This window comes from Enterococcus sp. ARL09-542, from assembly GCF_005234805.1.
Taxonomy (GTDB): Bacteria; Bacillota; Bacilli; order Lactobacillales; family Enterococcaceae; genus Enterococcus_D; species Enterococcus_D gallinarum.
In genome coordinates, this window is record NZ_QPQX01000003.1 from 210,680 (window position 1) to 231,651 (window position 20,972).

Below are 20,972 nucleotides of genomic sequence, written 5' to 3' on the forward strand. Positions count from 1 at the left end.
CTTTATTATAACAAAGCTTTATGATATTTTTGTGAACTTTTTCAAAAAAACCGATATTTCTCTCATTTCGCTAGAATGATCGATAAACATATTGGTTAGCCGGTGCCTCGATGGTTTGTTCTTGGTCAACGACTACCATTGGCAAATCTCGTTTAAAGGGTTGATAGTATTGCGACTGGATGGTTCCTTCAATGTGCAGCCATTGGTCATTCTCGGTAACCGTTTGTTCAGGTAACTCAACACGTAATCCAAAAACACCTGAATCCGCTACACAGTGAATGATCCCAAAACGAAACAGAAAGATTTCATTACGATCATCTTGCGCTGCATGATAAACAAAACCGTCATAGCTGATTTTTTTCCCGATAAATTCACTTGGATACGTATAGATCAATTCCATGAGTTCCAAATAATTCTCATCGGTGACAGCAATCGTTTGTTTATCGGCATACTTCGCTAACGAAGTCGTCATTTGCTCGTCATAATCATCTTTATTGTAATAAAGACTAGTATCTGGTTTAAGGTATTGGGTATTCATTTCGGGATCGCCGACAGACTCTTCACTCAGCGGGAAATTAAACCCTTTTGCTTCAACAATGGTCGTATCCAGACTGACTGTTGGGAAAAACAAACCAACAATGATTGGCAATGCTAATAAGAAATACGCAATGATGCGCTGAGATTTTTTTTCGAGTCCATGGTGATGCTCATCTTCATGTTCATCAGGCGTTTGTTTGACCCAAAAATACAACTGGACTAATGCCAAAAATAAAGCGACAATCATCGAAAGAATCGCTAGATAACGATAGTGGACATTGATGAACTGATTCAGTTTTCCTGATACCTGCAAGTACATCATCAACTCAAAATATCCAGATAAAATCAAAAAACGGATCATTGTTTACACCACCCATGCATAAATTGAGACTACAACAGCAATTAATCCCACCATTGTTGCAATAAAACGACCGGTAAAATATCGTTTCATCATCAGAAGATTCTTGATGTCCACCATAGGACCAAAGACCAGAAAACCCACGACTGGACCGGCGCCGAACAGACTAAGCAGCGAAGAACCGATAAACGCATCTGCTTCAGAGCACAGCGACATCGTCAATGCCAAAACAAGCATGACCAATACCGCCAAGAATTTCGTAGAACCCAAAGTCAACATCATTCCCGTTGGCAAATACGTCTGCATCGCTGCTGCAATCAATCCGCCAATGATCAAATACCGACCAGTATCGAAGAATTCATCAATACTGTGTTGCAACAAATGCCGTATTTGATGGGACCATTTTCGTTTCTCAGAACCTGTATCATGAGCATGCCCATGGTGATGTCCTTGATGGGTATCCTCTGAAGCTGTGATCAATTGGGTTTTCAAAATCTCTCGCTTACTGAAATAAGCCAGCCAAACACCTACCACCATTGCCACCAACAAGCTGCCAAGTACTCGCAAAAAGGCAAACTTCGCTGAATTGCCAAATGCGATGAATGTCGAAAAAATTACAATGGGATTCACAATAGGGGCTGTCAGCATAAAAGCAAAAGCCGTGTAGACTGGTACGTCTTTTTTGACGAATTGATTGACGATCGGAACGATTCCACATTCACAAGACGGGAAGAAAACGCCTAAACCACACCCCATTGCAATGGAGGCCAATTTATTCTTTGGCAGGATTTTTGTCACTCGTTCTGGCGTCAGAAAAACTTGCAGCGCCCCTGAAATCAAGCAGCCTAATAAGACAAAAGGCAAGGCTTCAATGACGATGGAGAGAAAGATCACGCTCATCTGCAAAACAGAATTAGGTAAGCTTTGTAACATATATTCAACCTTCTTTATAAAAAAATAATTGCGCTGGAACTACTATACGTTTTTTTGCCTCAATGCACAATGTTTTTTACAGTCTTTGCTGGCACCTTAAAGCTTGCTTTAGTTTTTATTCTTTTCCAGCAGTTTCTTTGACAAGTTGTCCCTCAAAACGTACATTAGACAGAGAATCTGCTTGGAGGAATTTGCATGATACAAATGAATACATTAGATGAACTGCTGACGAAGATAAAAGAAACCCCATTGGCACTTATTTATCTCTCACAGCCGGCTTGCAGTGTCTGCTTAGCAGACAAACCTCGTCTTAATAAATTAGCTTTAGAAAAGCATGTTCCACTTTATGCTGTCAATGTAGCGGAAGTCCCAGAGGCGGCTGGCCAATTTTCAGCATTGACTGCTCCTGTCGTCCTTCTTTATTTTCAAGGAGATGAACGCCACAGAGAAGCACGAATCATTGATTTTAATAGGCTGGCTGCTATTATTGATCGCTATAGGACTGCCTTGACCAAAACCGAGACCATCTCTTATGACGATCTTTTTGATCAACTGATGAAATAAAAAAACACTGTCTTTCCATCACCTACTAGACGCGAAGGTTGATGGAAAGACAGTGTTTTTGGGTTTTATTCTGATTCAGTCGTTTCGTGGTTTTCCGGTTGATCTGTCGTTAAGACGTTGCCAGAATGCAAGAAATAAATCAGTGTTTGTAATTCATTGGTCAAATCAACATTTTGGATCAGCACACCTTTTGGTGCAGTGATGCGCGCAGGCGTAAAGTTCAAGATTCCTTTGATCCCTGCTTTCACAAGCTCATTGACTAAGTCTTGCGAATGTTGTGCGGGAACCGTCAAGATCGCGACATCGATCTGTTGGATCTTCACTTGTTCTTTCATATCGCTCATTGGATAGACAGGAACGCCATCCACGATTCGTCCTACGATATCTTCATTCACATCAAATGCAGCACTGATCCGAATGCTATTGCTCTGATGGAATTTATATTTTAACAGTGCGCTACCTAGATTACCAACACCTACTAGCGCGACATTTGTCATATGGTCTTCATTCAACGTTTTAGCAAAAAACTGCATCAGGCTTTCCACGTCATAGCCATAGCCGCGTTTTCCCAATTCCCCAAAATAAGAGAAGTCGCGACGAATCGTTGCGCTATCCACTTGGACAGCTTCGCTTAATTCAGTAGATGAAACCTTCAACTTTCCAGCATTGTGCAAGATGCGTAAATAGCGGTAATACAAAGGCAAACGTTTCGCTGTTGCCTTTGGAATTTGATGATCTTTCAAGAAATACTCCCCCATTGTGAAAAATTCACGTGTGATGTAGCTATCATATCAAATAGTTTGCTCAAAAATCAATTTGATTGCTCACAATTTGAAATTTTTTTTATTTAATGATACAATCATTCTTTTTTCATAATCGCTGTTTATCACAAAATGTGATAGACTGATAGTATTGCAACCAAGGAGACAAGTGACTTCAAGAATAGGAATGAATACATATGATACTATTACAAGCAAATCAAATCGCCAGACTATTTGGCGCTGAAGTTTTATTTGAGAATATCAACCTAGAGATTGCCAGCCATTCCCGGATCGCGCTTGTGGGAAGAAATGGCGCCGGAAAATCGACCCTGTTAAAAATCATTGCCGGGATCGAAAGCCCCGATAAAGGAACGATCGCCAAAAATAAAACTGCGACACTAGGTTATCTTGCCCAAGACACTGGTTTAAACAGTACTGCTACAGTCTGGGAAGAAATGTTGACGGCTTTTGCCGGCATTCGACAGATGGAACAGCGGATGCGCTCATTAGAAGTCGCCATTTCAGAAACAGACCCGACAGCAGTCAATTATGATGGTCTATTAAAAGAATATGACCAGCTACAACATGAATTTGCCGAAAAAAACGGCTACGGATATGAAAATGAGATCCGTTCTGTTCTACACGGCTTTAAGTTCGACGGCACTTTTTATGAGCAATCCATTGAAACATTGTCTGGTGGTCAAAAAACTCGTCTAGCACTAGCAAAGATGCTGTTGCAAAAGCCAGATATTTTGATTTTGGATGAACCGACTAACCACCTGGATATTGAGACATTGTCTTGGCTTGAAAACTATCTTCAAGGGTATGCCGGTGCTCTTTTGATTGTATCTCATGACCGTTATTTCTTAGATAAAGTCGTCAATGAGGTCTATGAGCTTAGCCGACGGAAAATGCACCATTACAAAGGGAATTACAGTCGTTATCTGGTTTTGAAAGCCGAGCAGCTGCAAAGTGAATGGAAAGCTTTCGAAAAACAACAAGAAGAAATCAATAAATTAGAAGACTTTGTAGCGCGTAATTTAGTTCGTGCCTCCACAACTAAACGGGCGCAAAGCCGGCGCAAACAATTAGAAAAAATGGAGCGGCTCGATCGGCCTCAAGGAGATGAAAAATCCGCAAATTTCCTTTTTTCAATCAGTAAACCTTCTGGCAATGTGGTAATGCAAGTAGCCAACGCAGCCATCGGTTATCAAGAGACTGTTCTATCCGAGCCGATCGATTTGGATGTTCGCCGGAAAGATGCCATTGCATTAGTCGGCCCTAATGGAATTGGCAAATCGACATTATTAAAATCACTGATCCACAAGATTCCTTTGATTCGCGGTGACGTTCATCTAGGTGCCAATGTCTCAATTGGGTATTATGATCAAACCCAATCAGATCTCCATTCAACAAAAACAATCTTGAAAGAATTATGGGATGAGCACCCCACTACGCCAGAAGTAGAGATCCGCACAATTTTAGGAAGTTTCCTTTTTTCTGGTGAAGATGTTGAAAAACCAATCACATTGCTCAGTGGCGGCGAAAAGGCACGGGTCGCTTTAGCAAAACTTGCGATGGATCATGACAACTTCCTGATCTTAGATGAACCGACTAACCACTTGGACATCGACAGCAAAGAAGTACTCGAAAATGCCTTGATTGATTATGAAGGCACATTGCTTTTTGTTTCTCATGACCGCTACTTTATCAATCGAATCGCGACCAAAGTCATTGAATTATCTGAAACCGGCAGCAAATTGTATTTAGGGGACTATGATTATTACGTGGAGAAAAAACTGGAAGAAACAGAACTAGCTGCGATGCAGCAATCTGATGTTCAAGAGAAAGCCATCTCACAAGGCAAACAATCTTTCTTCCAGAGCAAAGAACAACAAAAAGCCATTCGCTCATTGCAGCGTAAAGTCACTCAAATTGAAGCAGACCTAGCCAAAACCGAAACAGAGCTTGAAGAAATCGAACAAGCGATGACTCGTCCTGACGCATTGAACGACCACGTCCGTTTGTCTTCGCTGAATCAAGCAATGGAGACTGTCCAAGCCACCCAAGAACAGCTGATGGAAGCTTGGGAAAACACGAGTCTGGAATTGGAAGAACTAGAAACAACTGACACGAATCAGTCCACAGGCGGATGACAACCTTCATTCCCTCTGCTTTACTTGAAGTAAGGCAAAAAAGGCACGCTACTTCAGGAGGGAAGCTATGAAGAAAAAAGGGAAACAAAGAAAGCGTTATGTTTTTCTTGTTTTGTTGGGTTTATTATTGATTTTTGCTGCATTTATCCGACTTTCTCATGTGAGCTATTCCAGCCAAGATTATGAAGAATATCCCATGATGGATGAAATGGATTTTGATCAAGCAGCTTACAATGAACAAGCGAACGAGTATTTACAAGAAAATGGAGTGACTACGCCTCTTTACCTACAAACAAATGAAGAATGGGCTGATTATTCCTATGGTTCAGATGGTACGCAAACTTTAAGCGATAATGGCTGTGCCCTGCTCTCTCTTTCAATGGTACTCGCTTATTTGCGAGAGGATAATGTTTCGCCGCTTGAAGTTTTGGATTGGGCACAAGATAGCTACTATGTCGATGGGCAAGGAACCGATTGGCGGATTTTCTCTGATTTTGCGGATTCCTTTGGTTACTCGTATCACGATTTGGGCACAGACACAGCGCAAGTAGCCAATTATCTGGCAGTTGGACAGCCAGTGATCGTCTCTGTGACCAGTGGAGATTTCACAGATACTGGTCATATCATGGTGTTGGCTGCTATGCAAGACGAAAATGTGGTTGTTTTAGATCCAAACGATACGCCGGAAAAAAAACATTATTTAACGTCCTATTCATTGGAAGAAATCGCTGCTCAAAGTTTACATTTTTGGACATTTACAGAGGACGAAAGTACTAATTTATAAAAAAGAAACTACCTATAAGTTGTCAGGAAGGATCAAGCACGATTACCTCTTTCTTGACACTCTATAGGTAGTTTTTTTATAAATAGTCCTCATCAATGCATGTTGATAATGACCGCGCCTCTTGACGGCTACCTTGAGAAATCTTCGCTTTCTCCTTACAATGGATCCGCTTTCCTTTATAATAGAAGAAAGAAAGGTGTGACGCATATGAAAATCGGAATTCCTAAAGAAATCAAGAACAATGAAAATCGTGTAGCTTTGCCGCCAGCTGGCGTCTATGAATTGGTTCAAGAAGGGCACGAGGTCTTGGTTGAAGCAAATGCAGGTATCGGATCAACTTTTTCAGACGAAGCCTATCGAGCAGTCGGCGCAACGATCGTTGCTAACGCTGCAGACGTCTGGGCGGCTGACATGGTGATGAAAGTCAAAGAACCGCTGCCAGAAGAGTATTCCTACTTAAGAGCGGGATTGCTGTTATTTACTTACCTACATGTTGCTGCCAATCCAGAATTAGCAAAAGCGCTCATGTTCTCCAAGGTTCGAGCGATTGGCTATGAGAATGTCCAACTGGCTAATGGGACGCTGCCTCTCCTCTCTCCAATGAGTGAAATTGCTGGTCGAATGGCAGTTCAGATCGGCGCACAATTCTTAGAAAAAATCTATGGCGGCAAAGGAGTCCTCCTGTCCGGTGTTCCGGGTGTTCGAAAAGGTCAGGTCACGATTATTGGCGGTGGCGTTGCCGGAACCAATGCCGCGAAAATGGCGTTAGGGCTTGGTGCGCAAGTCACAATTCTCGATGTATCCATCCCACGCTTACAAGAATTAGACCAGCTATTTGACGGACAAGTTCAGACACTCTTCTCTAATCGTTTCAACATTGAAGCCGCTATTCAACAAGCAGACTTGGTGATTGGCGCCGTCTTGCTGCCAGGCAAAAAAGCGCCAAATCTAGTAACTCGTGAGATGGTGAAAACCATGGCAGAAAAATCAGTGATTGTAGATATTGCGATTGATCAAGGAGGCATTTTTGAGACAGAAGATCGTGTCACTACTCATGACGATCCTACCTACATCCAAGAAAATGTGATCCATTATGCTGTTGCCAATATGCCTGGCGCAGTTCCACAGACTGCTACATTGGCATTGAGTATCGCCACATTACCCTACGCTAAACAATTGGCTGCCGATCCTGAAAAGGCATTAAGAACAAACGCTGCACTGGCGCGTGGTGTCATCGCATTTGACGGTCACTTCACGTTGAAGGAAGCCGCACAAGATCTGGCGATCGATGCCGTCGAACTCTCAGAGCTGATTTAGTTTTCTCAGCAAAAAAGTGCCAACTCAACAAAATCGTACGCTGCCATGGGACAATCCTCCCATGGCAGCGGCTTTTTTGATACGAGCTTTTTTGACCGGAGCTTTTTTATAGAGGCTTTTTATAGAGGCTTTTTATAGAGGCTTTTTATAGAAGCTTTTTTGAGAGGGAGAGTGTTTATCATGAGAATTTCCTTTTTTCACTAGCACATAACCCGTATCTATGCTATATTCATACATAAAAAAATTCAGCGTACCCTGCGTATGCGAGGAGGAATGACGTGTTAACGAAAAGCCAAATCCAAGCCTTCCCTAAAGTAGAATTGCACTGCCATTTGGATGGATCGATTCGTCCAGAAACATTACTTAAGATCGCCAATCAGCAAAATCTGCCTATCCCACAAGAACTGTCGATCCTTGAAGAACGGATGCAAGCCCCCCAAGACTGTTCTGATCTTAATGAGTACTTGGAACGCTTTGATTTCGTTCTTCCTTATCTCCAAAGTGAATTTGCATTAGAAGCCGCAGCGTTTGATGTCATGGAACAAGCGTTTGAAGATGGTGTCGCGTATATCGAAATCCGCTTTGCTCCTAGTCAGTCAATGGAACAGGGTCTTTCCTGCCCACAAACGATTCAAGCAGTAGCTAGAGGAATCGCTCGTGCGGAGTCCATCTATCCGCTAAAAGGGAATATCTTGATCATCGGGATGCGGCAAGAGTCTGCTGCTGCAATCTCCCAGATTTTTTCGGAGTCTGTTTCTGAAGAGAAAGTCGTTGGCATCGATTTAGCTGGTCCTGAAGAAGATGACTATGTTCCCAAATTAGCGCAAACTTACCAACTTTTCATAGACGGTCAAAACGTGCAATTGACATTGCATGCCGGTGAATGCGGCTGTATCCGTAATGTTTATCAAGCAATCGAAAGCGGTGCAAAACGCATTGGCCACGGTATCATTTTGAAAGGGGATAAGAAAGCCCAAGATTTTGTCTCCCGCAATCAAATCTGTATTGAAGGTTGTCCTACTAGTAATGTGCATACCAAAGCCATCACGGATTATCACCAATATCCTTTCAGGGAATGGCTGACAGCTGGGGTCCATTTTTGCTTAAACACAGATAATCGCACCGTTTCTAAAACAACATTAACTGATGAATACATACACATGACCCGTCACTGCCAAATGTCGGAAAGTGAGCTGCGCTTATTGAATGAGACCGCCGCCCGCCATTCCTTTGCCAGTGAAAAAGAGAAAGAACAGCTGATCCATAGGATTCGTCATTGGCAGATCAACGAATAAAACAGCCTCAATTAGAACGTATCATTCCCAACAAAAAAAGAAGCGACAGATTAACGTTTAACGGGACAGAACACAAACATCCTCATCGCATATTTTGAGCGTTAATTCAGAATATTGGCAGGATTATGCGCTAGTGTCTGTTTGTCCCATTCTAACTTATGCTGTCGCTTCTTTTAAATAAGCGTGCTCTCTAAATGTGTTCGCGATTAGAGGCAATCACTTCTTTGACGTCAAATGATTTTTTTGCCAATGGGTTCATTCGATTCAGCTTAGCCCCTCTATCATAGCAACCGCCCGTTTGATTTCTTCGTCTTTTGTTCCCTCCAATACGACATAGCAATAAGGTTTGTATTGGTCAACGATTTGTAAAATGGCTTGATAAGGAATGATTCCTTCTCCTAAAGGGACAGAAACAATGCGGTCCTCTTCAATCACGTAGTCTTTCAAGTGGAGACAGACAATTCGTTCACCAAACTTCTCAAAGGCCTCTGCAACGATTTCTACTTGTTTACTTGCCGTTTCTGGAGTGATGAGATTGGTAGGGTCATAGACGATGCCCAGAAAATCAGAAGGAACTCTTGCGATCAATTCCTGAATTCGGTCATTGGAAAATAGGGGGTGATTTAATCCCGCTTCGATCCCAACCATTGTTTGATAACGTTCCCCGGTTTTTACCAACCGCTGGACAACAGTTACAAGCTCATCAAAAACTTCATCTGTGAAATTTTCTTCACTGTAACCAAGTGTGGGAATAACGGAACCCGTTTCCGAAGCAACCATTGACGCCCCAAAATAGCGTGCATGAAAAAGATAGCGTTCAAATTTCTGCAGAATCTTTTCTCGTTCATGAGGATCTGGATGAATCAAATTACTATAGCAGCTCAACAATGCCACTTGAACATTCTGTTGCCCAAATTCATTTTTAAAAAAAGTCCCCATTCCCGGATTGATCTGGGCAGCAGCACTAAGTTCCGGAAATGAAGCATTTAGTGCAAATTGAACATTTTTGATGCCTTTTTCAGCGATTTGACAAGCGAGATCTTGTGGATCACAAACCTTGGTTAAGTCGTGGCCACGAACAGCGAGATTAAACATCTTTTCATTCCTTTCTTCTACTAAGTGTCTGATTCGTTCAACAAATGAGCTTTTTAGAGTACCAGTTATCCTAAGAAGAAATGCTATTATCTAGTTCTTTTGAGGACGTAGTAAAACTTTTACGTGTGTGCCTGAATGAAACACTTTCCGTATGGGCACACTCTGGAAACATCGTACATCCTTTGAAATAGCTATATTTTTGCTTATTCCATTTTTGGACAATAAACCCTGATTCACATTCCGGACATTTGACTACTTGTTCTGGCAAACTATTTAAAAACATGTGCTTTTCCATTGTTTCTGGGATCAATGTGTTCAACAACTGCAATAACCCGTACCTGTCATACCATTCAATGTTTTGTGCTTTTTCATTCTTCTCGATCTCTAAATAAACATGGGGATTAAATAAAGATGTTGTGATAAAAAGTTTATTTGTCCAATTTTTATCTGAGATTCCTGAATATTTATTGACAAACTCTTTCGTGATCAAGTTGGGTGCTTTCGTGTTCAAGCGGTAATGTTTGGCTTGAACAGCAATCCGTTCCGCATCTTTGCTTAAAATCAAGTCTACATTGTCATCACCAGTGTAGACCTGTTTGCCTTGCAGATAGCTTTTTCTGGTGATCTCAACATCGTAGTTTGCTAGCCGAAAGACCGCTGCCAAAAATTGCTCAAAGGCATCCCCTTGCTGTTTCCGTCCTGCAGGTGTTGTGTCATACTCTCTGTCCATATGATTCAAAAAGTCCATAACGATCGATTCATCTTCGTTTTGTTCAAAAGAAAGCCCTTTTATTTCTCTGTGTTCTTTAGATACTACTTCGAATGATTGTTCTACTTTCCCAGTTTTTCGTGTAAATTTTTGCAAAAATTGTTGAATCATGCTTCCTCCTCCAGATTGTTTATCCACTTTGTTGCTATATTTATAATACCCCTAAACAAACTAGATTCATAGATTTTTATGAAATCCTGTCTTTGATAAGCAGCATTGCATATCTAGCTAGACTCTTTAAAAATTCTACTGTTACACTACTATTACCAGTAGAAACGCAGAGACGATGTTCCATCAAAAAAAGAGTCCCTTTTTATTCACCTATTTATTTTGTTTGCTCAAAAAAATAGAGCCCTCCTCACAAAATTGCAAAGAAGGATCTATTTTTAGCCATATCTATGTTTGATGTTACTTATCAGAAAAATAAGTGACCTTAAAATTTCTTTTATAGCAAGTTTCTTTTTTCCATTTCATCTCGATACAACTTGTACACTTCATTACTTTGTTTTTCATGACTTTTGTAAAAAATTCCATAAGAAAATATGGCTTGCATCGTATTATATTGATTTGACTTTGCAACAGAATGATACAAGTTTACAAGTTGTTGATCTGTCATCTTATTACTCTTCAGTCGTTTTTTAACGGCTTTTTGCGACAAGCTAAATAAAACAGAAGTAACCAATTGATAAATAACCCAAATAACTAAGATAACCAATACAAACTTTACTAAATCTGGCACAACATTCCACTCCTTAGGCAAACGGTTCAGCAAAGCGAATGATAGCTGTCATCAAACATTCGCTTTCCCATTCATTTGTTTTCTAATTCAGGAGTTGTTTCGTATCTACTTAACAAGTCACTAAATTAGCTATAAAAATTAGTATAAATTTAATCTCCCAAAAAAACAAACTATTTTACCCTTTAAGCCAAAGAAAATCAGATTCCAAAATCATCCAGTCTTCTTTGGAAAGAAGAGACAGCTTTCGCTTATATACACAACTGCATTTCTCCCACCTTTCATGGCGTTCTCAATCAAGGGTCATTTCATGCGATAATTTCTAGAAAAATTCCATATTATTATCTTCGAATTAGCTGATTCATTCTAAAAACTACGGCTATAAACCCATGACCCTTTTCAAAAAAAGTTACTGTAACTGACGCATTGTATTTTTAGTTTTTATAGGATAGCGCTTTGTTTGGGACTATTTCTTGTTTCGACCTAGTACTGCTTAGTATTTCTTCTGCAGGGCAGCTGCTTCCAATTGTCTCAGCGACTCTTTTCTAAGACAAAAAACCTGTAGACAAAGACTTTTGCTGTCTCTCTACAGGTCGCTAGGAAGCTGTAACTATTTTAAAACATAATGGGGAAAGATATTTTTGAAACTTGCTTCCTTCCCTTGTATCAGTCAATCAGCTGCATACTTACTTTCGATACATCTTCAACAGGAGCAACTCAACCAAAAACACTGGTACGAAAGCATTTGTCTGTCTTCTGGTAGCGTAGTGGAAAACTCAGACTGGCAATAAATCGTCATTTTTCGAAAGAATAGCGCCCTCTTGAACATTATCAATCGCGTTAACTACTTGTTGATCTGACTTTGCATATAAGTGACCGTAAGTTCCTAAAGTAATTTGAATATTCGCATGGCCCAATCGTTCTTGAATAGATAGCGGTTGAATATTCTGCTCAATTAGAAATGCAACATGTCTAGCGAAAGCCCAAAACGCTCAATTAATTTCCCCATCAAATCATTTAGCCAAACCATTTTTAGTAATTGGTCGCTAATCCAAGTCCACATACCTTACCCCGCTCCCTTTTTGAATTACACATTTAACTGCTGCGATAATTCAATCATTCTCTTTTTGATTTCATCTCTTGTGTTTCGAAAGGCACTTCTAATTTCTGCCTCAGATCCTTTCGCTTTGGCAGGGTCTACTAAATCCCAATGAAGGTGTGTGCTTTCCTTTGGAATCATGGGACACTTATCTGCTGCGTCACCGCAAAGAGTAATAATCATATCGGACTGATTAAAGTAGTCCAAATCAATCAAGTCAGATGTTTGATTCGAAATATCGATTCCAGATTCTTCCATTACAGCCACCGCTCTAGGATTCAAGCCGTGAGTTTCAACGCCAGCACTTCGAATCTCCCAAGAATCATCTAAGTATTTTTTAGCAAATCCTTCCGCTATTTGGCTTCGACAGGAATTGCCCGTACATAAGAAATAGATTTTTTTCATTCATTTTCTCCTTTTGTCGGGAACCAATCTTTCGTTCCATTGATCAATTTTACTAATAACAACATAACAGGCACTTCTGTCAGAACACCAACTGTTGTCACTAGCACAACTGGTGAATTGACACCGAAAAGCGTAATTGCTACGGCAACCGATAACTCAAAAAAGTCTGAAGCACCAATCAAAGCTGCTGGAGCTGCCACATTATGAGGCTGTTTTGTCCATTTACAAGTAAAATAAGCAAAGTTTGCGGTAATAATATTTTGTAAGACTAAAGGCACGGCAATCATGAGAACGTGAAACGGATTGTTTAAAATAATATCCCCCTGATAAGTAAAAATGATTACCAATGTCAATAACAAGCCAATCGTTGTAATGGAGTCAAACTTTGGTAAGAAGCGATTGTTAAAGTAATCAATTCCCTTACGTTTTATCATGAAGTATCTCGTCAATGCCCCACCAACTAACGGTACTAGCACAAATAGTAGTACAGAAGCAAAGAGAATATTCCATGGTACAAACACATTATTTACTCCTAAAAGGAAAGAAACAATTGGTACAAATAGGACAATGATTAATAAATCGTTAATTGATACTTGAACCAAGGTATGTGCTGGATCACCTTTTGTAAGGTTTGACCAAACAAATACCATAGCGGTACATGGCGCTGCCCCTAACAAAACCGCTCCAGCCACATAGTCTTTTGCTAAGTCTGCTGGGATAAAATTGCTAAAAACAACATAAAAGAAGAAAGAGGCTAAGCCAAACATCAAGAACGGCTTAATTAGCCAGCTTGTAATGCTAGAGATCATAATCCCCTGATATGTTTTTCGGACGTTCAGTATTGATTTAAAATCGATTTTCATCATCATTGGGAAAATCATAACCCAAGTTAAAACGGCAATTGGAATATTTGTATTTAATACTTGATAGCTTTCTAATCGGTCTGCGACACTAGGTAAAAACTTTCCGATTAGCATGCCTGCTGCCATACATAACAATACCCAAACTGTTAGATACTTCTCGAAAAAATTTATTGCAGGTTTTTCAGTTACTTCCGTAGATACATTGTTCATTCATAAGACTCCTATCGTTTACTAGCTAATTGATTTTTCTTTGATAAGAAGTTCCTTCAAAATTACTAGGAAATCCTCAACAAAATCTTCCTGTAAAGCGTAATGATGCCATTGACTTTTTTTCGTTACTTTGACAATTCCTGCCTTCTCTAAAAGCTTCATGTGGTGTGATAATGTCGGTTGAGTAAAGTCAAAATGCTCCAACACTTCACATGCACAAAGAGAGTCAGCTGTAGAAAGTAAGTCAACAATTTTCAGCCTTTTTGGATCAGCTAAGGCTTTCATGATGGTAGCAATCTGTTCATAGTTTTCCATGGAGGACCTCCTATTGAATTGTATATAGATAATTATCTATATACAATATAGATGAACGTCTATATACGGTCAAGCGTTTCTGTCTTTTTATTTTCAACATCGTCTGGTAAAAATCTCTATCGCAAAGCTTTTCTAGCAAAGTATCTCTGGTAGAAAAACGTGGTAGAAAAAATAAAATAACACAAAAAAAGCGGCTGAAAAGCCGCTTTTGGTAGAAAATTGGAAAACTCAGATAGAAAAAGGACGATTTTTAGCTCTTTAGAACGTTGATAAATCCCCATTCTTACTGAGTTTTACCATTATCTCCTGTACATCTTCAACTCCAAAAATAGGTCATTATAAATGCCTAAATATTGGGCGCCTAGATTTTCATAGACTTCCAAATGCTTCATCAGCTCATCTGAAGGATAGAACTGTTTGTCTTGCGTGATTTCATCTGGCAATAACGCGAGTGCTTTTTTGTTTGGTGTGGAATAACCGATATACTCAGCATTTTGAGCAGCATTTTCTGGTTCAAGCATAAAGTTCAAAAATGCATAGGCCCCTTCTTCATTTTTTGACGTTTTGGGAATAACCATATTATCAAACCAAAGATTGGATCCTTCGGATGGGATCACATAATGGATATGTTCATTCTCATACATCATATCGGCTGCTTCTCCCGAGAAAGTCACAGCGACAGAGGCTTCTTCGTTTGCCATATACATTTTGATTTCGTCTGCTACGATTGCTTTGATGTTTGGCGTCATTTTGCGCAATTTGTTGAAGGCTGCTGTAAGCTGTTTGTCGTCTTTGCTGTTCAATGAATATCCCAAACTGTTTAACCCTAGACCGATGACTTCCCGCGCGCCATCGATCAGCATGATACTGTCTTTTAGTTCTGGTTTCCACAGATCATCCCATTCCTTGATTTCACCTTCAGCAAAAAATTTATCATTATAGACGATACCAAGAGTCCCCCAAAAATATGGGATCGAATAGCGGTTGTCAGGATCAAAACTTAAATCCAAGAAGCGGGGATCAATATTGTCTAGCCCTTTGATCTTGCTGTGATCAAGAGGTTTCAGCAAGTGCTCTTCCATCATTTTTTGGATCATATATTCACTTGGGATGGCAATGTCATAGGACGTTCCTCCTTGCTGAATTTTCGTAAACATCGCTTCATTGGAATCGAAGGTTTCATAATTGACCTTATAGCCGGTCTCGTTCTCAAACTTCTTCAAAAGATCTGGATCGATATAATCACCCCAGTTATAGATATTCAAAACTTTGGCGCCCGCCATTCCTGAAGAATGTTCCAACTCCCGTACACCAAACAGCAGTACCAAAATGATGGCGACAATTCCTATGACCAAAGATTGTAATCTTTTCATCGCAGATTTGCCACCTCCGCTCGCCGATTTTTACGTAGTTTTTTCGACACATTTTCTTTGCTGATAAAGTAGTACCCTACGACTAGAATCATTGAGAATAAAAAGACCAATGTGCTCAAGGCATTGATTTCTAGGCTGATCCCCTGACGGGCACGAGAATAGATTTCTACAGAAAGTGTGCTAAAGCCATTCCCTGTTACAAAGAACGTCACAGCAAAATCATCCAGTGAATAAGTGAAAGCCATGAAATAGCCGGCAATGACCCCCGGTGTCAGAAACGGCAAAATAATGTTCTTGATGACTTGCAGATTATTGGCACCTAAGTCACGAGCGGCATCAATCATGGAATCATTCATTTCTTGTAGCTTTGGTAAAACCATCAAAACAACGATGGGAATACTAAAGGCCACATGAGACAGTAACACACTAAAAAAACCTAGGCTAAAGCCGCGGAACAAATTTCCGATCATCGTGAAGAAAATCAGAAAACTGGCACCAATGATGACATCTGGAGAAACCAGTAAGACATTGTTCAAACTTAACAACGCTGTTCGTGTTCGCCGTTTTTTCGTATAGTAGATCCCCATCGCACCGAACGTGCCGATCACTGTTGCTAAAAGGGCGGATAAAAATGCCAGCATAAAGGTATTCAATACAATGATCATCAGACGTGTATCTTGAAAGACGGACTGGTAATGTTCAAAGGTAAACCCAGTAAAGTCATTCATTGTACCGCCATCATTGAAGGAATAAAAAATCAAATAAAAAATTGGGACGTACAATAGGATAAAGACAACGACAAGATAAAGATTTGACCAGCGGAATTTTTTCATTTTCGTTGTCCTCCTTTTTTCTTCTCACCTGTCAGGAGCATCACTAAGAACATAGCAATAATCAAAATCACACCGATCGTCGAACCCATGCCCCAGTTTTGTGTCACAAGGAAATGCTGCTCAATCGCAGTTCCTAACGTGATTACACGGTTTCCTCCAATCAAACGTGTCAGCATGAAGAGTGAAAGAGAAGGAATGAAAACTGCTTGTATGCCGCTTTTGACGCCGTTCAATGACAAAGGCAGAATGACCCGGCGAAAAGTCTCATAGCTGTTCGCTCCTAAGTCACGGCTCGCACTAATCAATGAAGGATTCATCTCCTCTAGTGCATTGAAAATCGGCATGATCATAAAGGGCAGCTCAATATAGACCGCTACCGTTAAAAAGCTAAAATCGGTGAACAAAATCTGTTTTGGTCCGACACCCATGATCTCCAAAAAATGATTGACGCTGCCATGAATTCCAAAAATACCAATAAAGGCATAGGCTTTTAACAGCAAATTGACCCATGTAGGTAAAATAATCAGCAGTAACCATAAGTCTTTATGACGTAGTTTTGTCAAAAAGTAAGCCGTAGGATAACTGATGACCAACGTGATCAATGTGATCAAAAAGGCATACCACACGGAGTTCAATGTCATGATCAAATACTTGCCGGAACCTAAATAACTTTGATAATTGACCAGTGAAAAATTCCCATCCATATCGAAAAAGGACTGATAGACGATCAATAATACTGGTGCGATAACAAATAGCAATAACCAAAAGACATAGGGTATTGCATAGAAACGACGCATTTTCGTCATGTGCTCCCTCCTAATCTTCGTAGCTCTCTAAACGAGCATCAAAATCTTCTTCTGATTCATTGAAACGCATGACATGAATGTCTTCAGGCTCAAAAAACAAACCGATCTTGCTGCCTTCTTTGGCTTTTCTAGTCGAATGGACCATCCATTCATTGCCTTGTTCATCGTAACAAATGATTTCATAATGTACGCCGCGGAACAATTGCGTGTCTACCTCAACGATCAATTTCCCTTTCTCAGCGGTGGTCAAACTTAGATCTTCTGGGCGGATCACGATTTCAACGGGTTCATTCGCCCGCATACCGCCATCCACGCACTCGAAGCGTTTGCCGACAAACTCGACTAAATTATCATCGATCATCGTGCCATTCACGATATTACTTTCGCCGACAAAGTCCGCCACAAAATGATTGATCGGCTCGTCATAAATGTCTACCGGTGTCCCACTTTGAATGATCTTTCCTTTATTCATGACGAAGATCTCATCACTCATCGCTAATGCTTCTTCTTGATCGTGGGTCACAAAGATAAAGGTAATTCCTAATCGCTGCTGCAGTTCCCGCAATTCGTACTGCATGTCTGTTCGTAATTTCAAGTCTAAAGCTGACAAAGGCTCATCTAAGAGTAAAACTTTCGGCTCATTGACGATCGCTCGCGCAATCGCCACCCGTTGACGCTGTCCACCGGACATTTCACTGATCTCACGATTTTCGTAACCTGGAAGTTGGACCAATCGCAATGCTTCTTTGACTTTCTTTGTGACTTCGTCTTTCGGCAGCTTCTTGATCCGTAAGCCAAAAGCCACATTCTCGAACACGTTCATATGTGGAAACAACGCATAGTCCTGAAAGACAGTATTAACTTGTCGCTGATTTGCCGGAACATCGTTGATACGCTGGCCATCAAAGTAAACATCGCCTTCTGTTGCTTCGGAAAATCCGGCAATGATCCGTAAGATCGTGGTTTTCCCACATCCTGAAGGACCTAAAAGCGTATAAAAACGCCCTTCTTCAATATCAAAACTAACATTTTTCAAGACGGTTTCATCGTCATCAAATCGCTTGACCACGTTATTGAACGAAATAATTGTTTTTCCCACACTTTTTCCCCCTAAATCATAAATAAGAATCAGTTACAACGATCAAGGCGCGACTTTTTTGCCGGCCGATATTTCTCAATTGATGCGGTTCTGTTGCTTGGTAATAAATGGACTGTCCCTTACGTGCTTTGTATTCTGATTCCCCGAGGCTCAGTGCAATCGTTCCTTCCAAAACATAAATAAATGTTTCCGCTAAAGAAGGTTCAAATGTCTTATACTCGCCGGCTTTCTCAAAAGTCAACACGACTGGCTCCATCTCTTTTTCATTCGAGTCTGGAATCAGCCACCGCAGTTCATAGCCATTTTCTTCATCGTAATAACTCGTACTGTCTTCTTCTCGATAGACCACTTGATGGTCTGCATTTTCTTGACGGAAAAATTCTTCCGGGGTCACTCCAAGGACTTCTAAAATCGTAAAAAAAGTTTCCATTGAAGGTGAACTTAAATCCCTTTCTAATTGGGAGATGTACCCTTTGGATAAATCGGTTCGTTCCCCTAATTCTTCTTGTGTCAGATTTTTTTGGACCCGCAAATTGCGGAGCTTCTCGCCAATCTCCATCTACATTCCCCCTCGATCAAAAATATAGTAAAAAATTCCCACAAAAAAGTTTGCTAATAGTAAACTTCAAGTTTAATTTCACTTTTTCCAGTATACAAACTTTTCTAAAAAAAACAAGTCTTTTTTTACCTTTTTTGAAGAGAATTTTTCGAAGCTTTCTTATTGACTAAATGAGCTGCAGCCAATGGGCAGCTGTCACATAATGCCTTTATTTAGCCGTTTTCATTCAGTAGCTCTCAATGCTCTTCTCTCATTCTAACGAAGAAATTGGCTCATGAATAATCATCTGTTTCGCAACAATGATTAAAAATCAACCAGATTATGGTATCATGAGTTCAAACCATTAAAGGAGTTGCCTTGAATGACAGAATTTTCGTCTTATATCGTAACAAATGAACCAACATTTACTGCCACTTTAAAGACCTGCAAACTGACAGATTTACCTGAGGGAGACGTTCTTGTCAAAGTCGCTTATTCCGATGTCAATTATAAAGATGCTTTAGCAGCTAAAGAAAATGGCGGTGTTATCCGTACTTATCCGATGACACCAGGCATCGACTTGGCTGGTGAAGTCATTGAAAGTCAAAGTCCGGATTTTTCAACCGGCGACCAAGTACTGCTGACAGGTTACGGCCTAGGTGTTTCTCATCCCGGTGGCTTCAGCCAATACCAACGGGTACCGGCTGATTGGCTGATCAAACGACCAGAAACCTTATCGGCTAAAGATAGTATGCGTTATGGTACTGCTGGCTTTACTGCGGCACTGGCTGTCACCGAACTTGAAAAACTTGCCCTTGAAAAAGAAGCGCCGATCGTCATTACCGGAGCTTCCGGAGGTGTCGGAAGTATCAGCATCGCATTGTTGCATAAGTTAGGCTATACAAACATCGTCGCACTTTCTCGTAAAAAAGAGGCAGACTGGGTATTGGCACTAGGAGCAACCAAAATCACTGATCCAGCTGATTGGCAACCAGAAAAAATCAAACCGCTGGCGAAGCAGACAGTAGCGGCAGTTATTGATACCGTCGGTGGTTCCCTTCTTTCCGCATTATTGCCGCAAATCCGTTACGGCGGCGGTGCCTTTTTATGCGGAAATGCTGGGGGGATCAACATCGAAACGACGGTTTTACCCTTTATTCTTCGCGGCATCCGCGTGATCGGTATTGACTCGGTCAATGTTGACACTGCCACTCGTAACGAACTTTGGCAACGTCTAGCAACAGGCTGGTATGTCGCAGATCAGCTGCATAGTCATGAGATTACCTTTGAAACATTGCCGGAAACACTCGCATCCTTATTAGCCGGTACCCATCAAGGTCGGACAATCGTCAAGGTGGCATCAGAAACATGAGAATATTGATCACTGCCGGCGGAACTTCCGAAAAAATTGATTCAGTACGGTCGATCACGAATCATTCAACAGGTTCATTAGGCAAAGCCATCGCTGAAGCGTTATTAGAAAAAGGGATTGAAATTGATTATGTCACAACTCGTCAAGCAAAACAGCCAGCTAACGATTCACGATTGACGGTCCACTCTATCGAAGGCACTCTTGGATTACTGAATTGTCTTGAGTCCTTATTATCGGCACATACTTACTTTGCAGTGATCCACAGCATGGCGGTCAGTGATTTCACACCTGCTAACAGTTGGTCACAAGAAGCATTCTTGACAGCGATCAATCAGCTGCTTCCACAATTTGACAACCAAGTATCTCCTGAGTTGTTAGAGACATTAGTAGCACAGTCAATGGAACAGTCAGGCAAACTCTCTTCGAATACTGATCATCTAGTGATGGTCTTAAAGAAAACACCTAAAGTGATCCAGCGAATCAAAGCAAAACAACCTCAGACAAAGTTGGTGGGTTTCAAATTATTAGTCGATGTTTCGGAAGAAACACTTTTTCAAGTAGCCCGTGATAGTCTAGCTAAAAATCAAGCAGATTATGTCTTGGCCAATGACTTGACTACGATCAAAGAAGATCAGCATATTGGTCACTTACTAACTGCCGATAAAAAAATCGGTACCGGCCATACTAAGCCAGAAATTGCCGCATTGATCGTAGATACATTATTGAAAAATGAAGAGCCCCTTGGATAAGGAGG

General features: G+C 40.7%; 21 protein-coding genes and 1 pseudogene. 7 read left to right on the forward strand and 15 right to left on the reverse strand.

Annotated features, from left to right (window positions below; all coding sequences use genetic code 11):
* Nucleotides 1-70 precede the first annotated feature (70 nt).
* Together DVW06_RS04960 and DVW06_RS04965 are read right to left on the reverse strand one after the other, a co-directional pair.
* A complete protein-coding gene (locus DVW06_RS04960; RefSeq protein WP_029487208.1) occupies nt 71-898 on the reverse strand; it encodes a TIGR03943 family putative permease subunit in 828 nt (275 codons plus the stop codon).
* A 3-nt stretch (nt 899-901) separates the two neighbouring features.
* Nucleotides 902-1,828: a permease gene (locus DVW06_RS04965; protein WP_003127494.1), complete on the reverse strand. Its 927-nt coding sequence runs from the start codon at nt 1,826-1,828 to the stop codon at nt 902-904.
* 195 nt (nt 1,829-2,023) lie between these two features.
* On the opposite strand from DVW06_RS04965, the gene DVW06_RS04970 reads away from it, so the two are divergent.
* Nucleotides 2,024-2,392, forward strand: coding sequence for a thioredoxin family protein (locus tag DVW06_RS04970; RefSeq protein WP_003127493.1), 369 nt, complete (start codon nt 2,024-2,026; stop codon nt 2,390-2,392).
* Nucleotides 2,393-2,457: 65 nt separating this feature from the next.
* On the opposite strand, the gene DVW06_RS04975 is transcribed toward DVW06_RS04970, so the two are convergent.
* Nucleotides 2,458-3,135: a redox-sensing transcriptional repressor Rex gene (locus tag DVW06_RS04975; protein WP_003127492.1), complete on the reverse strand. Its 678-nt coding sequence runs from the start codon at nt 3,133-3,135 to the stop codon at nt 2,458-2,460.
* A 215-nt stretch (nt 3,136-3,350) separates the two neighbouring features.
* On the opposite strand from DVW06_RS04975, the gene DVW06_RS04980 reads away from it, so the two are divergent.
* From DVW06_RS04980 to add, 4 genes are all read left to right on the forward strand, one after another.
* Nucleotides 3,351-5,309, forward strand: coding sequence for an ABC-F family ATP-binding cassette domain-containing protein (locus tag DVW06_RS04980; protein WP_137264472.1), 1,959 nt, complete (start codon nt 3,351-3,353; stop codon nt 5,307-5,309).
* A gap of 67 nt (nt 5,310-5,376) precedes the next feature.
* The gene (locus DVW06_RS04985; RefSeq protein ID WP_137264473.1) at nt 5,377-6,093 is read left to right on the forward strand and encodes a C39 family peptidase; all 717 of its coding nucleotides are present in this window, start codon (nt 5,377-5,379) and stop codon (nt 6,091-6,093) included.
* Nucleotides 6,094-6,300: 207 nt separating this feature from the next.
* Nucleotides 6,301-7,410, forward strand: coding sequence for an alanine dehydrogenase (ald, locus tag DVW06_RS04990; RefSeq protein ID WP_113850129.1), 1,110 nt, complete (start codon nt 6,301-6,303; stop codon nt 7,408-7,410).
* Between the two features lie 278 nt (nt 7,411-7,688).
* The gene (add, locus tag DVW06_RS04995) at nt 7,689-8,705 is read left to right on the forward strand and encodes an adenosine deaminase (protein ID WP_137264474.1); all 1,017 of its coding nucleotides are present in this window, start codon (nt 7,689-7,691) and stop codon (nt 8,703-8,705) included.
* Nucleotides 8,706-8,969: 264 nt separating this feature from the next.
* Here add and DVW06_RS05000 read toward each other — a convergent pair whose 3' ends face one another.
* The 12 genes and pseudogenes from DVW06_RS05000 to DVW06_RS05055 all read right to left on the reverse strand — a co-directional run bounded on the left by DVW06_RS05000 (nt 8,970) and on the right by DVW06_RS05055 (nt 18,867).
* Entirely contained in the window at nt 8,970-9,800 is an 831-nt protein-coding gene (locus tag DVW06_RS05000; RefSeq protein ID WP_041119543.1) for a sugar phosphate isomerase/epimerase family protein, read from the reverse strand.
* 70 nt (nt 9,801-9,870) lie between these two features.
* Nucleotides 9,871-10,680, reverse strand: a complete 810-nt coding sequence (locus DVW06_RS05005) for a restriction endonuclease (protein WP_137264475.1) — start codon at nt 10,678-10,680, stop codon at nt 9,871-9,873.
* A gap of 334 nt (nt 10,681-11,014) precedes the next feature.
* Complete coding sequence (locus DVW06_RS05010) at nt 11,015-11,308, reverse strand: hypothetical protein (RefSeq protein WP_005471757.1); 294 nt, start codon at nt 11,306-11,308, stop codon at nt 11,015-11,017.
* Nucleotides 11,309-12,081: 773 nt separating this feature from the next.
* Nucleotides 12,082-12,276: pseudogene (locus tag DVW06_RS05015) on the reverse strand (site-specific integrase); the annotation flags it as partial.
* 116 nt (nt 12,277-12,392) lie between these two features.
* Nucleotides 12,393-12,809 carry an arsenate reductase (thioredoxin) gene (arsC, locus tag DVW06_RS05020; protein ID WP_003127483.1) on the reverse strand — a complete coding sequence of 139 codons (417 nt, stop codon included), beginning with the start codon at nt 12,807-12,809 and terminating at the stop codon, nt 12,393-12,395.
* Entirely contained in the window at nt 12,806-13,882 is a 1,077-nt protein-coding gene (arsB, locus tag DVW06_RS05025) for an ACR3 family arsenite efflux transporter (protein ID WP_029487212.1), read from the reverse strand. The genes arsC and arsB overlap by 4 nt, the downstream gene beginning before the upstream one ends.
* A 21-nt stretch (nt 13,883-13,903) precedes the next feature.
* Nucleotides 13,904-14,197, reverse strand: coding sequence for an ArsR/SmtB family transcription factor (locus tag DVW06_RS05030; protein ID WP_005471753.1), 294 nt, complete (start codon nt 14,195-14,197; stop codon nt 13,904-13,906).
* Nucleotides 14,198-14,496: 299 nt separating this feature from the next.
* Nucleotides 14,497-15,570, reverse strand: a complete 1,074-nt coding sequence (locus DVW06_RS05035) for an ABC transporter substrate-binding protein (RefSeq protein ID WP_003127480.1) — start codon at nt 15,568-15,570, stop codon at nt 14,497-14,499.
* A complete protein-coding gene (locus DVW06_RS05040; RefSeq protein ID WP_003127479.1) occupies nt 15,567-16,403 on the reverse strand; it encodes an ABC transporter permease in 837 nt (278 codons plus the stop codon). Before DVW06_RS05040 ends, DVW06_RS05035 begins: the two co-directional genes overlap by 4 nt.
* A complete protein-coding gene (locus DVW06_RS05045) occupies nt 16,400-17,209 on the reverse strand; it encodes an ABC transporter permease (RefSeq protein ID WP_021149310.1) in 810 nt (269 codons plus the stop codon). Before DVW06_RS05045 ends, DVW06_RS05040 begins: the two co-directional genes overlap by 4 nt.
* 10 nt (nt 17,210-17,219) lie before the next feature.
* Nucleotides 17,220-18,308: an ABC transporter ATP-binding protein gene (locus tag DVW06_RS05050; RefSeq protein WP_003127477.1), complete on the reverse strand. Its 1,089-nt coding sequence runs from the start codon at nt 18,306-18,308 to the stop codon at nt 17,220-17,222.
* 16 nt (nt 18,309-18,324) lie between these two features.
* Nucleotides 18,325-18,867, reverse strand: coding sequence for a helix-turn-helix domain-containing protein (locus DVW06_RS05055; protein ID WP_003127476.1), 543 nt, complete (start codon nt 18,865-18,867; stop codon nt 18,325-18,327).
* A gap of 361 nt (nt 18,868-19,228) precedes the next feature.
* Between DVW06_RS05055 and DVW06_RS05060 the strand changes: the two genes are divergently transcribed.
* Entirely contained in the window at nt 19,229-20,218 is a 990-nt protein-coding gene (locus DVW06_RS05060) for an acrylyl-CoA reductase family protein (protein WP_124018650.1), read from the forward strand.
* Nucleotides 20,215-20,967: a phosphopantothenate--cysteine ligase gene (locus tag DVW06_RS05065; RefSeq protein ID WP_005471745.1), complete on the forward strand. Its 753-nt coding sequence runs from the start codon at nt 20,215-20,217 to the stop codon at nt 20,965-20,967. The genes DVW06_RS05060 and DVW06_RS05065 overlap by 4 nt, the downstream gene beginning before the upstream one ends.
* The last annotated feature ends 5 nt before the right edge of the window (nt 20,968-20,972 follow it).

What these genes read in the sequence shown, in the direction of transcription:
- DVW06_RS05055 (WP_003127476.1), bottom strand. Translation starts at nt 18,867, where the DNA reads ATGGAGATTGGCGAGAAGCTCCGCAATTTGCGGGTCCAAAAAAATCTG.
- arsC (WP_003127483.1), bottom strand. Translation starts at nt 12,809, where the DNA reads ATGAAAAAAATCTATTTCTTATGTACGGGCAATTCCTGTCGAAGCCAA.
- DVW06_RS04965 (WP_003127494.1), bottom strand. Translation starts at nt 1,828, where the DNA reads ATGTTACAAAGCTTACCTAATTCTGTTTTGCAGATGAGCGTGATCTTT.
- DVW06_RS04980 (WP_137264472.1), top strand. Translation starts at nt 3,351, where the DNA reads ATGATACTATTACAAGCAAATCAAATCGCCAGACTATTTGGCGCTGAA.
- DVW06_RS04960 (WP_029487208.1), bottom strand. Translation starts at nt 898, where the DNA reads ATGATCCGTTTTTTGATTTTATCTGGATATTTTGAGTTGATGATGTAC.
- DVW06_RS05035 (WP_003127480.1), bottom strand. Translation starts at nt 15,570, where the DNA reads ATGAAAAGATTACAATCTTTGGTCATAGGAATTGTCGCCATCATTTTG.
- DVW06_RS05005 (WP_137264475.1), bottom strand. Translation starts at nt 10,680, where the DNA reads ATGATTCAACAATTTTTGCAAAAATTTACACGAAAAACTGGGAAAGTA.
- DVW06_RS05000 (WP_041119543.1), bottom strand. Translation starts at nt 9,800, where the DNA reads ATGTTTAATCTCGCTGTTCGTGGCCACGACTTAACCAAGGTTTGTGAT.
- ald (WP_113850129.1), top strand. Translation starts at nt 6,301, where the DNA reads ATGAAAATCGGAATTCCTAAAGAAATCAAGAACAATGAAAATCGTGTA.
- DVW06_RS05030 (WP_005471753.1), bottom strand. Translation starts at nt 14,197, where the DNA reads ATGGAAAACTATGAACAGATTGCTACCATCATGAAAGCCTTAGCTGAT.
- DVW06_RS05040 (WP_003127479.1), bottom strand. Translation starts at nt 16,403, where the DNA reads ATGAAAAAATTCCGCTGGTCAAATCTTTATCTTGTCGTTGTCTTTATC.
- arsB (WP_029487212.1), bottom strand. Translation starts at nt 13,882, where the DNA reads ATGAACAATGTATCTACGGAAGTAACTGAAAAACCTGCAATAAATTTT.
- DVW06_RS05065 (WP_005471745.1), top strand. Translation starts at nt 20,215, where the DNA reads ATGAGAATATTGATCACTGCCGGCGGAACTTCCGAAAAAATTGATTCA.
- DVW06_RS04985 (WP_137264473.1), top strand. Translation starts at nt 5,377, where the DNA reads ATGAAGAAAAAAGGGAAACAAAGAAAGCGTTATGTTTTTCTTGTTTTG.
- DVW06_RS05045 (WP_021149310.1), bottom strand. Translation starts at nt 17,209, where the DNA reads ATGACGAAAATGCGTCGTTTCTATGCAATACCCTATGTCTTTTGGTTA.
- DVW06_RS04970 (WP_003127493.1), top strand. Translation starts at nt 2,024, where the DNA reads ATGATACAAATGAATACATTAGATGAACTGCTGACGAAGATAAAAGAA.
- DVW06_RS05060 (WP_124018650.1), top strand. Translation starts at nt 19,229, where the DNA reads ATGACAGAATTTTCGTCTTATATCGTAACAAATGAACCAACATTTACT.